Source organism: Prevotella sp. tc2-28, assembly GCF_900107705.1.
GTDB lineage: Bacteria > Bacteroidota > Bacteroidia > Bacteroidales > Bacteroidaceae > Prevotella.
The window spans coordinates 14,667-28,301 of the sequence record NZ_FNRE01000016.1 but is presented as its reverse complement, the minus strand read 5'-3'; the positions used below and the strand labels follow the sequence as shown (position 1 = coordinate 28,301).

At 45.3% G+C, this 13,635-nt stretch carries 9 protein-coding genes; all 9 read right to left on the bottom strand.

The genetic code is table 11. The features are described from left to right. Positions 1-195 precede the first annotated feature (195 nt). Positions 196-2,001 carry a DNA mismatch repair endonuclease MutL gene (gene mutL, locus BLU47_RS12780; RefSeq protein ID WP_091963520.1) on the bottom strand — a complete coding sequence of 602 codons (1,806 nt, stop codon included), beginning with the start codon at positions 1,999-2,001 and terminating at the stop codon, positions 196-198. Next, entirely contained in the window at positions 1,998-3,581 is a 1,584-nt protein-coding gene (locus tag BLU47_RS12775) for an OstA-like protein (RefSeq protein ID WP_091963517.1), read from the bottom strand. The genes mutL and BLU47_RS12775 overlap by 4 nt, the downstream gene beginning before the upstream one ends. Before the next feature lie 56 nt (positions 3,582-3,637). Further along, a complete protein-coding gene (locus BLU47_RS12770; protein ID WP_091963514.1) occupies positions 3,638-5,029 on the bottom strand; it encodes a peptidylprolyl isomerase in 1,392 nt (463 codons plus the stop codon). Continuing rightward, the gene (locus tag BLU47_RS12765; RefSeq protein ID WP_091963511.1) at positions 5,022-6,458 is read right to left on the bottom strand and encodes a peptidylprolyl isomerase; all 1,437 of its coding nucleotides are present in this window, start codon (positions 6,456-6,458) and stop codon (positions 5,022-5,024) included. Before BLU47_RS12765 ends, BLU47_RS12770 begins: the two co-directional genes overlap by 8 nt. After that, positions 6,451-7,932, bottom strand: a complete 1,482-nt coding sequence (gene guaB, locus BLU47_RS12760; RefSeq protein ID WP_091963508.1) for an IMP dehydrogenase — start codon at positions 7,930-7,932, stop codon at positions 6,451-6,453. Before guaB ends, BLU47_RS12765 begins: the two co-directional genes overlap by 8 nt. Before the next feature lie 120 nt (positions 7,933-8,052). Next, positions 8,053-10,236, bottom strand: a complete 2,184-nt coding sequence (recQ, locus tag BLU47_RS12755) for a DNA helicase RecQ (protein ID WP_091963506.1) — start codon at positions 10,234-10,236, stop codon at positions 8,053-8,055. Between the two features lie 27 nt (positions 10,237-10,263). After that, positions 10,264-11,478 carry an ATP-dependent Clp protease ATP-binding subunit ClpX gene (gene clpX / locus BLU47_RS12750; protein ID WP_091963503.1) on the bottom strand — a complete coding sequence of 405 codons (1,215 nt, stop codon included), beginning with the start codon at positions 11,476-11,478 and terminating at the stop codon, positions 10,264-10,266. Then, a complete protein-coding gene (gene clpP / locus BLU47_RS12745; protein ID WP_091963624.1) occupies positions 11,478-12,143 on the bottom strand; it encodes an ATP-dependent Clp endopeptidase proteolytic subunit ClpP in 666 nt (221 codons plus the stop codon). The genes clpX and clpP overlap by 1 nt, the downstream gene beginning before the upstream one ends. A 102-nt stretch (positions 12,144-12,245) precedes the next feature. After that, positions 12,246-13,610 carry a trigger factor gene (gene tig, locus BLU47_RS12740; RefSeq protein ID WP_091963500.1) on the bottom strand — a complete coding sequence of 455 codons (1,365 nt, stop codon included), beginning with the start codon at positions 13,608-13,610 and terminating at the stop codon, positions 12,246-12,248. Between the last annotated feature and the right edge of the window lie 25 nt (positions 13,611-13,635).

The following is a 13,635-nucleotide window of genomic DNA, read 5'->3' as shown; positions in this document are numbered from 1 at the left end:
AATTAATATTAAAACTTTATGTATTTCTTATTGTTTTATTCCGTTTTTTCTTTACTCTCTCTCTAACATTAGCACACAAAATGCGGGGTCACACCCTACAAATCGCGACAAAATTAGGTATTTTTTTTTAATTAAACAAGAAATTATTGTTTTTTCTTAATAAAAAATGTAAAATTCTTGATTTCATGCACTCTTCTACCCTAAAAGATGCTCAATATCTTGTTGTGGTAGTATACACAAAATAGCGCGACCATCTGGCGTGTAGTTCACATTTTCGCACGCAAAAAGATCATTGACGAGGATATCCATCTCGGCATTGGACAATAATTGTCCATAGGGGATGGCAGCATGGCGCGCCATTGTAAGTGCCAAGGTGGTATTTGCAGTCATCGTATCACGTCCCACAGAGGAAGGAGCCGCCAACAGCTCTTGCAAGAGCGTGGTTGGCTGTAATCCCTCGATGCCTGCCGGAACCCCATTGACGGCATAACTGGCAGGACCCAACGACGTAAGTTCGAAGCCCAAGTTGGTAAGTGATGGCATCAAGTCTGCCATCAGCGCAGCCTCAGCAGGTGACAGTTCCAACACCTCTGGAAACAGCAGCCGCTGACTCTGGGCGGGTGCCTCAGCCAACTGATGGAGATAGCGTTCATATCGTATACGGATATCAGCACGGTGTTGGTCAACAATCATTAAGCCTGACTTGACCGCTGTCATCACATACCGCCCCTTATACTGGTAGTGAGAAGGAGCAATGTCTGTGATATCAGAACGAGAGTTATCTGTCATCACTTCGTCAAAAAGTGCCGGCTGTTCAATGGGCTCCTCCTTGGGAAGCCCTTCATAAAGCCGCTGCCAGTCTTGTGACGGCTTCTGTCGGAAAGGATTGTACTGAGGACTAGTTGAACTAGTTAAACTTGTCGGACTCGAAGGATTGGAACCTATCAAAGTAGGATCATACACCGGGATGTCAGGCTTACCCTCAGTATCGAAATCTATCTGGGGTATTTCACAGAACTGCCCGATAGCGTCCTTGATGGCTGCTGCAAGGATTTGCCAGATAGCCTGCTCGTTCTCGAACTTAATTTCCGTCTTAGTAGGATGGATATTAACATCGATATCAGCAGGATTGACATCGAAATATATAAAATAAGGTACGTGCGTACCTATTTGTATAAGTCTGTCGTAGGCTTGAAGTACTGCTTTATGAAAATAAGCATGTTTCATAAAGCGCCCATTGACGAAGAAGTACTCGTGGGCGCCTTTCTTACGAGCCGACTCCGGCTTACCCGTGAAACCTGTTATCTTACACATCGCCGTTTCAACACTGACGGGTAATAAGTCTTGACCGTAGCGACGACCATAGACATCAGTGATGCGTTGACGAAGTGAGCCTCCACGCAGGTTCATCAATTCCTGTCCATTGCTATGAAGTGTAAAATTAATAGCAGGATATACCAACACAATGCGTTCGAATGCCGTCAGGATATTGTTCAGTTCGGTTGCATTGGTCTTCAGAAACTTACGACGAGCCGGTACATTGAAGAACAGGTTGCTTACCGTAAAGCTACATCCTGCGGAACAAGCACAAGGTTCCTGACTATCTACGCGGGAACCAGAGAGCTGAAGACATGTGCCAATTTCATCCACGGCACGACGAGTGCGCAGTTCTACCTGGGAAACAGCAGCAATAGAAGGCAAAGCCTCTCCACGGAAACCCATCGTATGAAGTGAGAAAAGGTCATCAGCCTTGCGAATCTTAGATGTTGCATGTCGTTCAAAAGCCAAGCGGGCATCGGTTTCCGACATACCACAGCCGTCGTCAATAACCTGTATTGAGGTACGTCCTGCATCAACCACTAACACGTTAATGGTCGTAGCACCAGCATCCACGGCATTCTCAACCAACTCCTTGATCACAGAAGCCGGCCGCTGTATAACCTCACCAGCAGCAATCTGGTTGGCAACACTATCGGGAAGAAGCTGTATTACGTCTGTCATTTCTTCGTGCGTTTAGGGATTTCACGACGTTTCTGCTCCTTCATCTCTGACCCTGCCTTCTTTGGACGCCAGTTGAATATGTCATTCTTGTCAAGTGGACGCACATAATCGAACCACGCATACTGAGGCAAGAAATATTTATCAGTTGGGATCTGCGACATGGGATAGAGCACCCCACTCGGTTTCTCCATCCATATCTTCTTCATCTTACGATTCTCCAAGAACATCTTCATCAACGGAGTCTCAGTGTAGTTCAGACCAATAAGTGTACTGTCGGACTCATCAATGGGATAATAGACAATCAGCACGTTGTCAATCGCCTGTGTCTCACGAATCTCGCCTTTCTGGAAAAAGGCCTTCATCTCCTTAGATGATACCTGGTTAAAGTGCACAGAGTCAGCCATCTGCTCAGCAGAGAAAGCCTGATTAACAACATGAGCATAGTCGATGGTGGAGTCTTTCATATAGACTCGAATCTCCTCACCGAACAGCTGCTGGTTCATATTCCAGACTATTGGATCACGATACATCGTCATACAGGAGTCCAAAGAATTGTAGACCAAGGAATCGCACACAGCCTGTACGTCACGACGGTAGGCCCTCACTTTGTTATAAGCATGTATCTTACGATAGACAGAATCGGTACGGATATTGAAAGTGAATATCTTAAAGGTGTCAGCATGCATAAACAACGAGTCCTTCTGGGAATAGTCTATGGTAACTGCTCGCTTCGTAGCCATCGCGTAACCTGTAGAATCATTATATTCACAATAGTCACCCGTCATCATATTCTTGTTGACAGAGTCTTTAAAAATAACATTACGATAAGCATAGTTCGTGCCGTCACTCGCATTATGATACACGCTGTCACCTACCAGTGTCTTTCCCCCATCCTTGATGATGGAACGTCCATATAGCTCCGAATGTTCCGTCTTGGTATTGTAATAGCCGTTCTCACTATAGATATGGCTAGTGCCAGAGGTGATATTCGATGGTCCCACAATATGCGCCATAGAGGTACGCGTGTCGTAGTAGAGTGAGTCAGTAGTTAGATAGAGCTTCTTGTCTTTCAAGCGTACATCATAGTAGAACATCGCCATCTTCGTGTCGGTGTGATATTCACCCCAGTCGGAAGAAAGCACAGAAGAGCCATCAACCATTTTTCCACCTTCAAAGAAGTTACCGAAGTTATACATGCGGTCGTAGTCAAGCGAATCAGTATAAAGAGTCGTCTTGCGATGCTTTAGAACCACATTATAACGAGCTTGTGCCAACTGGTCATTACCATCATAATAGGCATAGTCGCTAGTTAGGCGAAGGGTGTCACCCTGTTGCATCTTCACATGCCCGAAAGCCTCAAAGGAGTTGGATGTTTCATAGAAATGAGCGCTGTCACAATAGAGATTGGCTCCATTATGACGGAAATGCACATTACCATGTAGCACTTGAGCGTCTCCATTTCGATACTGGTCGTAGTGGAGATTATCAGAATGAACAAGATAGACTCTTTTATCCTCGACCTTCTTACGAGGAGTACGCTTACGGGCTGGCGTCACAGCAAACACCATGACCAGCATCATTAGACCTAATATGGCAAACAGTAATCTTTTCAATGCTTACCTCTTACTTCAAACCACTATCTCACCCAACCTTCATATTCAAATTGGCAGTCACGATAGCGGTCGTTGATACGGACATAAGTAGACTTGATTCGCTTGACCACCCAATCGTGCAGCACTTGATTGCGACGCTTGTTCAGCACCAAGTTCTTCATCACCTGAAAATCCTCGGTAATGGTGGCTTTGTGACCATCAATACGGTTCTTCAACTTCGCAATAGCACAAACTGTTTTACCACGTTCGTTAATCATCATAAACGGTTTTGAGATAGCCCCAACGCTCAATGTATCAACAGCCTTGGCAACTTCCGCAGGCAAATCAGCCATTTTAAACCTTGAGGTACGTCCTTCTTGCGTGACATTCGCCATCAAACCATGGTTGTTACGGGTATCTTTATCATCGGAGATAATAGAAGCTCCGGCATCAAAGGTGAATTTTCCATCCACAATATCTGTACGGATAGAGTCCAGACGAGCCAATGCCTTCGTGACAGCATCATCACTGACTACTGGCTTACGCAGGATATGGCGCACCTTGATCTTGTCACCACGTTTATCAATAAGCTGGATAATATGGAAACCAAACTCTGACTCGACAATCTTAGAGACACGCTTAGGGTCTGTCAAGCCAAAAGCGACATTAGCAAAAGCAGGATCAAGCATGCCACGACCGGTATAGTCCAGTTCTCCACCACGACGAGCCGTACCAGGATCCTCGGAATACAGGCGTGCCAATGTCTGGAACGAAGCCTCTCCTTTATTAATACGATCGGTATAGTTACGCAGCTCATCCTTCACACGATTGATTTCCTCCTGTTCTACCTTAGGCTGCTGAGTAAGAATCTGCACCTCAACTTCTGTAGGGACAAAAGGAAGACTGTCTTGAGGAAGGTCTTTGAAATAACGACGCACCTCGGCAGGTGACACCGTGATATTCTGAACCAGTTTCTGTTGCATGCCCTGTACCAACTGACGCTCACGATAGGACTCACGCAGGTCGGCACGTATCTGACTGATATTCTTCTTGTGGTATTCCTCCAGCTTCTCACGTGAGCCGATAGCATTAATCATGTTATCCAGATACTGCTCCACAGCTTGTGCTATTTCCGCATCCGTCACCTGAATACTGTCAATGATGGCTTGGTTCAGATACAATTTCTGTACGGCAATCTGCTCGGGTATAGAACAGTCTGGGTTACCAGACCAGTGTAAACCCTCTTGCTGCCCCTGAATACGCATAGCCTCAACATCAGACATCAAGATAGCTTCATCACCAACCACCCAAATGACCTCATCAACAACGGTTCCTGTCGGATTGGCTGCTACCGTACTGTCTGCAGGCTGTTGTGCCTTAACCAGTGAAACCAGTGAAATCAGCTGGACTAGTAAAACTAGTATTCTCTTATTCATGCTTATTGACTGTCTTTAGAATTTCATTATTAATGACTACCGGATACATAGAACGCAGGTCCTCAATCCAAATGCGCTCCATGGCATCCTGCAGGTCTGCGACAACCAAAGGACGTACATCGGTGTAATCCTCCGGTTTCTTCAGCAGTTTTCCGTAGGTAGCATCTATGGGATAACCTTTGACAGGTTTTACCTCTGCATTGTGTACTTTAAAGACTTCACGATCTACCAAAGGGTTGTCACCTTTCTTAAAAAGTCCCTTCTCTGCACGTATGCGAAGTACTGAATCATTGTTAAACGTAGTACGCAGCGCTTCGTTCCACTCGTCGAACTTCAACTTCTTTACGCACTTGGCTACGGCCTTCACATCCGACTGATCCTTTACATGATAGGCTATACCCTTGAAACGAGGCTCGTCCCACTTGTATTTTTTCTTATTCTTCTTAAAATAAGAGGCCAGCGCATCCTCATCCTTGGCAGCTTTATCCCAAATCAGGCGGTTGCTTATCTCATAAAGCAACAATCCGTCATGATATTCCTTCAGCAAGTAACGCATATCAGCATCTGCTTCTGATAAAGAATCCGCCCGTTCGGCCAGCAACTGATCTTTCGTTACCGTACCGCCAGCAGCCTTGACCATAGCGTCAAGCTTCTTCTCCATGATACTATTGCGGATGTCACGCTTCTCCAAGAACTTCAAGATACTCTCACGATGTACCTCAAACGGCTCCAATTGCTTACGTTCCTTCATCTGAATGACATGCCATCCGAAAGGAGAGAGCACAGGCCGACTCATCTCACCAGTTTGCAATGCGAAGGCTGCATCCTCAAACTCCTTCACCAATTGGTTCTGACTGCACCAGCCAACAATACCACCTTGGTTTGCAGTGCCAGGATCCTGAGACACCTTCTTGGCTAGTTCGGCAAAATCGGCTCCGTCCTGCAAAGCCTGATAGGCTGAGTCAATACGGCGTTTTGCCTCATCCTGCTGTTGTTGTGTTGCCTTTTGAGGTATCATTATCAAGATATGAGCTGGCCGGATCAGTCCACGAGGACCTATATTTGCCTTAGTCTGATCATACACCTGATGGGCCTCAGCCAACATATCAGCATCTGTCACATAAGTTGGACTCACCTGCTGATTACGATACTCGGCATACTCCTTCAAAAACGCTTGGGTAGTATCAATATGAGCATCTAATGCTGCCCGAACCTTCAACTTGTAATTAACGAAAAGGTCAACATACTCCTCAACCGTTTTCTTATCAATCACTCCATCGGTATTGTTTTTATTATACGAGTATTCGAACTCTGACCGAGGAACAGGAACACCAGCCACCGTCATCACGATGGGATCATCCTGAGGCTGCGCAAGAAGTGCAGAACACGGAATAACGGAAAGAAGGAGTGCTACAATAGTCTTAATCATTGGGACGGGAATAGTTTGGAGCTTCACTGGTAATGGTAATATCATGCGGATGACTCTCATTAACACCTGCATTCGTAATGCGGGTGAATTTAGCATCATGCAATTTCTCAATAGTGGCAGCACCACAATAGCCCATACCTGAACGCAGACCGCCAACCATCTGGTAGATGACCTCCTGGACTGTACCCTTATACGGAACACGTCCGGCAATTCCCTCAGGAACCAGTTTCTTTACATCCTTTGTATCTGCCTGGAAATAGCGATCCTTTGAGCCGTGTTCCATAGCTTCTAATGAACCCATTCCACGATAGCTCTTAAACTTACGACCATTATAGATGATGGTATCGCCAGGGCTCTCCTCTGTTCCAGCTACCAATGAACCTATCATCACGCATGAACCGCCAGCAGCCAAGGCTTTCACAATATCTCCAGAATAACGAAGTCCACCGTCAGCTATCAAGGGGACTCCAGTTCCCTTTAGTGCGCTATATACATCATAGACAGCGCTCAACTGAGGAACGCCTACACCGGCTACAACACGAGTGGTGCAGATAGAGCCAGGGCCAATACCCACCTTTACAGCATCAGCGCCATTTTCAACAAGCATCTTGGCGGCTTCACCTGTAGCGATGTTACCAACTACAATATCTATATTGGGGAAAGAAGCCTTCGCCTCACGCAGTTTCTCAATCACACTCTTTGAATGACCATGAGCCGTATCAATAACGATGGCATCAACGCCAGCATTCACCAAGGCCTGCATACGATCGAGCGTATCAAATGTCACGCCAACGCCGGCAGCCACACGCAAACGACCTTTCTCATCCTTACAAGCCATTGGCTTATCTTTGGCCTTGGTAATATCCTTATAGGTAATCAAACCAACCAAGCGATTGTCCTTATCGACAACAGGTAGTTTTTCAATTTTATTCTCCTGAAGAATCTGGGCTGCAGCTGTCAGGTCTGTCTGCTGATGAGTAGTCACCAGATGGTCTTTAGACATTACATCATCTATTTTACGGTCCAAGCGGCGTTCAAAACGAAGGTCACGATTGGTCACGATACCAACCAGACGATTCTCCTCGTCGACAACAGGGATTCCACCGATATGATATTCCGCCATGATATCCAAGGCATCCCTCACGGTAGAGCCTCTGCGAATGGTCACGGGATCGTAAATCATACCATTTTCCGCACGTTTCACAATAGCAACCTGGCGAGCCTGATCCTCTATTGACATATTCTTATGAATCACGCCGATACCACCTTCACGGGCAATAGCAATAGCCATCTGGCTTTCCGTAACTGTGTCCATCGCAGCTGTCACAAAAGGTACGTTCAACTCGATATTACGAGAAAAGCGGGTTCGCAACTCTACCGTCTTGGGCAGTACTTCAGAATAAGCGGGAATCAAGAGGACATCGTCAAAAGTCAGTCCATCCATAACGATTTTGTCTGCAATAAATGATGACATAAAAATACTCTTTTAATTTTATTGCGTGCAAAGATAGTGATTTCCCGTGAGAAAACGCCATCTTTGCACGCAATATTAACACGTTTTAATGCAAAAAGCCACCCCCTAAAAAGTCAGCAGCTAATTAGCCATTTCTGAGATAAACTTTATACGGACCAAACGAATCTCATCTTCCGAGCATTCCTGACCTAACTCATCTATTGCAGCTTCCAGCGAATCGGTTTCACTGTCGGCAAAATAATCATAGATGTCGTCAATATGATCCTCGTCCATCACTTCATCCAAAAAGTAGTCAATATTCAGTTTGGTGCCACTATAAACAATAGCCTCTACCTCGTCCAGCAGTTCTTCAAACTCAAGTCCTTGCGCTGTAGCAATATCATCAAGGGCTATCTGACGATCTATGGCCTGAATGATCTTCACTTTCAATATCGACTTCTTGGCAACCGTTCGGACACGGAGGTCTGCATGACGGACTATTTCATTCTCCTCACAATATTGTTTGATTAAATCAACGAATGCCTTGGCATAAGGCTGTTTCACCTTTCCTTCTCCTACTCCCTGAATATTTTTCAACTCCTCCAGGGTCATGGGGTAGTCAGTAGCCATTTGCTCAATAGACACATCTTGGAAAATAACATAGGGGGGACGGTCCAACTGCCGACTGACCTTCTTTCGCAAATCTTTAAGCATCGCACTTAAGGTGGGGTCAAGGGCACTCGTTCCTCCTTCATGCTCAGTACTGGACTCATAATCCTCTGCAAACTCATTGTCCTCAACAATTTGGAATGTCGTCGGATTTTTCAGGAATTTCTTCCCGGCAGATGTCAGTTTCAGCAGTCCATAATTTTCCACGTCTTTCTTCAAATAACCGGCAATCAAGGCTTGACGGATGACTGGATTCCAGTGTTTCTCTTCATAGTCCTCACCCGCTCCGAAGAGTTCGTGATTCTGGTGTTTATGAGCGAGAATTTCCTCAGTTTCGCGACCAATCACAAAGTCAACAATATAGTCAGAGCGGAAGTTCTCCTTTAGGGCTTGTATGGCGCCCAATACGATAACAAGCTGTTTCTCCGCATCAATTTTAGTCTTGGGATGCAGGCAATTATCACAGTTATGACAGTTCTCCTGTGTATATTCCTCGCCAAAATAATGGAGAAGCATCTTACGTCTGCACACAGAGGTCTCCGCATAAGCAGCCGTCTCAGCCAATAGTTGCCGACCGATATCCTGTTCAGCGACGGGTTTGCCTTCCATAAATTTATCCAGCTTCTGCAAATCCTTTTGAGCATAGAAAGTAATGCACAGTCCCTCACCACCATCACGTCCTGCACGTCCTGTTTCCTGATAGTATCCTTCCAGAGACTTAGGGATGTCATAGTGAATCACAAAACGCACATCTGGTTTATCTATACCCATTCCAAAAGCTATCGTCGCAACGATCACATCAATGCGTTCCATTAGAAAATCATCTTGTGTCTGCGAACGAAGCGCCGATTCCAGACCTGCATGGTATGCAGCCGCCCGAATGTCATTAGCCTTAAGAATCTCAGCCAATTCTTCTACTTTCTTACGTGAAAGACAGTAGATAATGCCACTCTTGCCGGAATGTTGCTTAATGAACTTAATAATATCCTTATCGACCTCACGTGTCTTCGGGCGCACCTCGTAATACAGATTCGGACGGTTAAAGGAACTCTTGAATTCGACAGCGTCCAAAATGCCGAGGTTCTTCTTGATATCCGTACGTACTTTATCAGTAGCCGTTGCTGTCAGAGCGATCACTGGAGCAACGCCTATCTCATTGATTATCGGGCGGATGCGACGATATTCGGGGCGGAAATCATGCCCCCACTCAGAAATACAATGCGCTTCATCCACAGCATAGAATGAAATCTTTGCCTGCTTCAGGAATTCCACATTTTCCTCTTTCGTCAACGACTCCGGAGCAACATACAACAGTTTAGTTCTCCCTGCCAGTATGTCTGCCTTCACTTGATCAATAGCTGCCTTGTTAAGCGAGGAATTGAGATAATGGGCCGTTCCCTCGTCACTCATCGAACTAATGATATCCACCTGATTCTTCATCAAGGCTATCAACGGGGAAATAACAATGGCCGTGCCTTCCATCAACAAAGAGGGTAACTGATAGCATAGCGACTTACCGCCACCAGTAGGCATCAGCACAAAGGTATCTTTACCATCCAGGACATTTTGGACAATGGCCTCTTGATCGCCCTTGAACTTATCAAAGCCGAAATATTTCTTCAGGGCCTCCGTCAGATTTTGTTTATTATTTGCCATAGACTCTTATTGAGGTGCTTCCACACCTTAGTTTAAATGTGACTTATCAAGCTGCTTCTGAGCATACTCCGCCGTCACGTCAAAGGATTTCGTTCTTTTTGATGGTATCTCAAACATCGCATCCATCATGATACTTTCAACTATGGAGCGTAGTCCACGAGCACCAAGTTTATACTCCATAGCCTTATCAACAATCAGCTTTAATGCTTCGGGAGTAAACGTCAACTTGATGCCATCCATTTCAAACAGTTTCTCATATTGTTTGACTATAGAATTCTTCGGTTCCGTCAAAATTTTGGTCAGTGCGTCACGATCCAACGGATTCAAATAGGTCAGCACAGGCAGACGGCCGATAATTTCAGGGATAAGTCCAAACGACTTCAAGTCCTGCGGCAAGATATATTGCATCAAGTCGTTCTTGTCTATCTTGCGCACATTCTGCACGGAATTATAACCTACCACATGTGTATTCATACGCTGGGCTATCTTGCGTTCTATTCCGTCAAAGGCGCCACCACAGATAAACAGTATATTACGCGTATCCACATGAATATACTCCTGATCAGGATGCTTACGACCTCCCTGCGGCGGTACATTAACTATCGTGCCCTCCAACAATTTCAACAATCCCTGCTGTACGCCTTCACCACTCACGTCACGGGTAATGCTAGGGTTGTCAGACTTACGAGCTATCTTGTCAATCTCGTCAATAAAGACGATGCCTCGTTGCGTAGCTTCCACATTATAATCTGCCACTTGCAACAAACGGGAAAGGATACTCTCGACGTCCTCACCAACGTAGCCTGCCTCTGTGAATACGGTAGCATCTACTATCGTAAACGGCACATCCAGCATCTTCGCAATAGTACGAGCAAGCAAGGTCTTACCCGTTCCCGTAGAACCGACCATGATAATGTTCGATTTCTCTATCTCAACACCATTTTCGTCTGCAGGTTGCTGCAATCGTTTGTAATGGTTATAAACTGCTACGGAAAGGAAACGTTTTGCCTCATCCTGACCTATCACATACTGATCAAGGTGTTCTTTGATTTCTTTAGGTTTTGGCAAACGTTTCATTTTAAAGGGGGCAGCAGCCTTCTTTGCATCAGGGCCATAGCCATTAGCAGTTGCCACCTGATAAGCCTGCACTGCACAGTCTTCACAGATACAACCATTCACTCCAGTTATCAAGAGCTTAACCTCTTTTTCTGACCGTCCGCAAAAGTTACACTGTTTCCTCATTACTTCTTTATCAATACCTGGTCAATCATACCATACTCTTTTGCCTCTTCTGCCGTCATCCAATAGTTACGGTCAGAGTCATTCCACACCTTATCATATGGTGTATGCGAATGCTCGGAGATAATCGTATAGAGTTCTTTCTTAAACTTCATGATCTCCTTTGCTTCGATTTCTATATCCGAAGCCTGTCCTTGTACGCCGCCCAGAGGCTGGTGAATCATTACGCGACTGTGAGGCAAGGCAGAGCGTTTGCCTTCTGTACCAGCCACAAGCAGAACAGCAGCCATAGAAGCGGCCATTCCAGTACAAATAGTTGCCACATCGCTAGAGATGAACTGCATAGTATCATAGATACCCAGTCCCGCCGTAACACTACCACCAGGAGAGTTCAGATAGATGCTGATGTCCTTGCCGGAGTCAACAGAGTCCAAATACAACAGTTGAGCCTGCAGTGTATTGGCGGTATAATCATCAATCTGAGTACCGAGGAAGATAATGCGGTCCATCATCAAACGTGAGAAAACATCCATCTGTGTCACGTTCAATTGACGTTCTTCAAGGATGTAAGGGTTCAGATACTGTGCCTGTGCACTCATCACTTCATCAAGTACAAGGCCATTAATGCCAAGATGCTTAGTAGCGTATTTTCTAAAATCGTTGTTCATATTCATTGTGATTAGTAAATACAAAATTACACAAAAAAGTCGGAATGCCATACATTCCGACTTTATTTTTTGGTTAAAGAACTTTAAAGTGTCCTTTTTTACTTATTTTTCCTGAAGCATCTCCTGGAATTTATCCAATGTGATGTCTTTCTCTTCAAGCTTAACTACACTCTTTAGGGCTGCAGTGAGTTTCACGTCAACGGCACGGTCAACCAATCCGTCTACATTCTCGCGCTTCTTCAGCATCTCCTGAGCATAGTTTTCCAAATACTCATCAGGAACATTCGACATACCATACTGAGCAAACTGCGCACGGGCGGCCTCTTTGGCAACGTTCTTCAGATCGTCATCTCCAACCTTAATCTCCTGAGCAGCAACCAGCTGTTCCTTAATCAAGTGCCAGCCAAGTTCCTTGATGCTGGCGTCAAAGTTCTTCTCAACGAAATCTGCGCCTTTATCCTTGTTATTGTTTAGCATGACGCGCTTCAACAGAGCCTCGGGGAACTCCAATTTCCCAACCTTCTTCTCCATATGTGCACGAACATCCAACAGGAACTTATAGTCAGAGTCAGACTTGAATTGCTGGCTGATAGTGTCGGCAATCTTCTGGCGGAACTCCTTCTCATCCTTCACAGTACCTTCACCAAAAGTCTGATCGAACAGCTCCTGATTAACCTCTGCCTTTACGAAGCGGCTGATTTCTGTAATCTGGAACGTGAAGTCGCCTTCGTGGTCTTTCACTTCCTCCTTCTGAATCTTCATCAATGAGCTAACCTCTACATCACTCTCCGGGTATGCCTTGCGGGGATTCCATGTGATAATATCACCCAGCTTAGAACCTTCGAAGAGTTTCTTCTGGTCGTCAACCTTGATGTATTGAGGCATCAGCACAGCATCAGCTACCGTAATACCGCCTTCTTTAACATTTCCTGCTGCATCAAGTTCACGGAGGTCACCCTTCAGCATGTCACGCTGCTCCATATCGAAATTCTCAACCTTCTCATAGTGACCACTACGACTCTGATACATCTCAACCTGTTGATCAATGAGCTTGTCTTCAACAGTGATGTTATAATAAGGAATCTTATCCTTACCACTCAGCTTTGCTTCGAACTCTGGGGCAACAGCAATGTCAAACTTGAAAGTCAGGGGTTTGTCACTCTCAAAATCGAGCTGCTCCTGCTGCTCGCTGGGCAATGGCTCACCCAGCATCTGAATCTTATTCTCACGAACATACTCGTACAACTTCTCTCCAAGCAGTTTGTTGACGGCATCAACTTTGACAGAAGGTCCGAACTGGCGCTTAATCATTCCCATGGGAGCCTGTCCAGGACGGAATCCAGGAATGTTTGCACGTTTACGATAGTCTTTCAATGTCTTATCGACCTCTGGCTGATAATCAGCCGTCTCCAATGTAATGGTCATCAGACCATTGATTTTGTCTGGAGCTTCAAATGAAATATTCATCTCTTTATACCTTATTTATATTATA

Excerpts from the sequence above, each read along its gene's own strand:
- tig (WP_091963500.1), bottom strand. The coding sequence starts at position 13,610 with ATGAATATTTCATTTGAAGCTCCAGACAAAATCAATGGTCTGATGACC.
- BLU47_RS12765 (WP_091963511.1), bottom strand. The coding sequence starts at position 6,458 with ATGATTAAGACTATTGTAGCACTCCTTCTTTCCGTTATTCCGTGTTCT.
- mutL (WP_091963520.1), bottom strand. The coding sequence starts at position 2,001 with ATGACAGACGTAATACAGCTTCTTCCCGATAGTGTTGCCAACCAGATT.
- BLU47_RS12770 (WP_091963514.1), bottom strand. The coding sequence starts at position 5,029 with ATGAATAAGAGAATACTAGTTTTACTAGTCCAGCTGATTTCACTGGTT.
- clpX (WP_091963503.1), bottom strand. The coding sequence starts at position 11,478 with ATGAGGAAACAGTGTAACTTTTGCGGACGGTCAGAAAAAGAGGTTAAG.
- guaB (WP_091963508.1), bottom strand. The coding sequence starts at position 7,932 with ATGTCATCATTTATTGCAGACAAAATCGTTATGGATGGACTGACTTTT.
- BLU47_RS12775 (WP_091963517.1), bottom strand. The coding sequence starts at position 3,581 with ATGATGCTGGTCATGGTGTTTGCTGTGACGCCAGCCCGTAAGCGTACT.
- recQ (WP_091963506.1), bottom strand. The coding sequence starts at position 10,236 with ATGGCAAATAATAAACAAAATCTGACGGAGGCCCTGAAGAAATATTTC.
- clpP (WP_091963624.1), bottom strand. The coding sequence starts at position 12,143 with ATGAACAACGATTTTAGAAAATACGCTACTAAGCATCTTGGCATTAAT.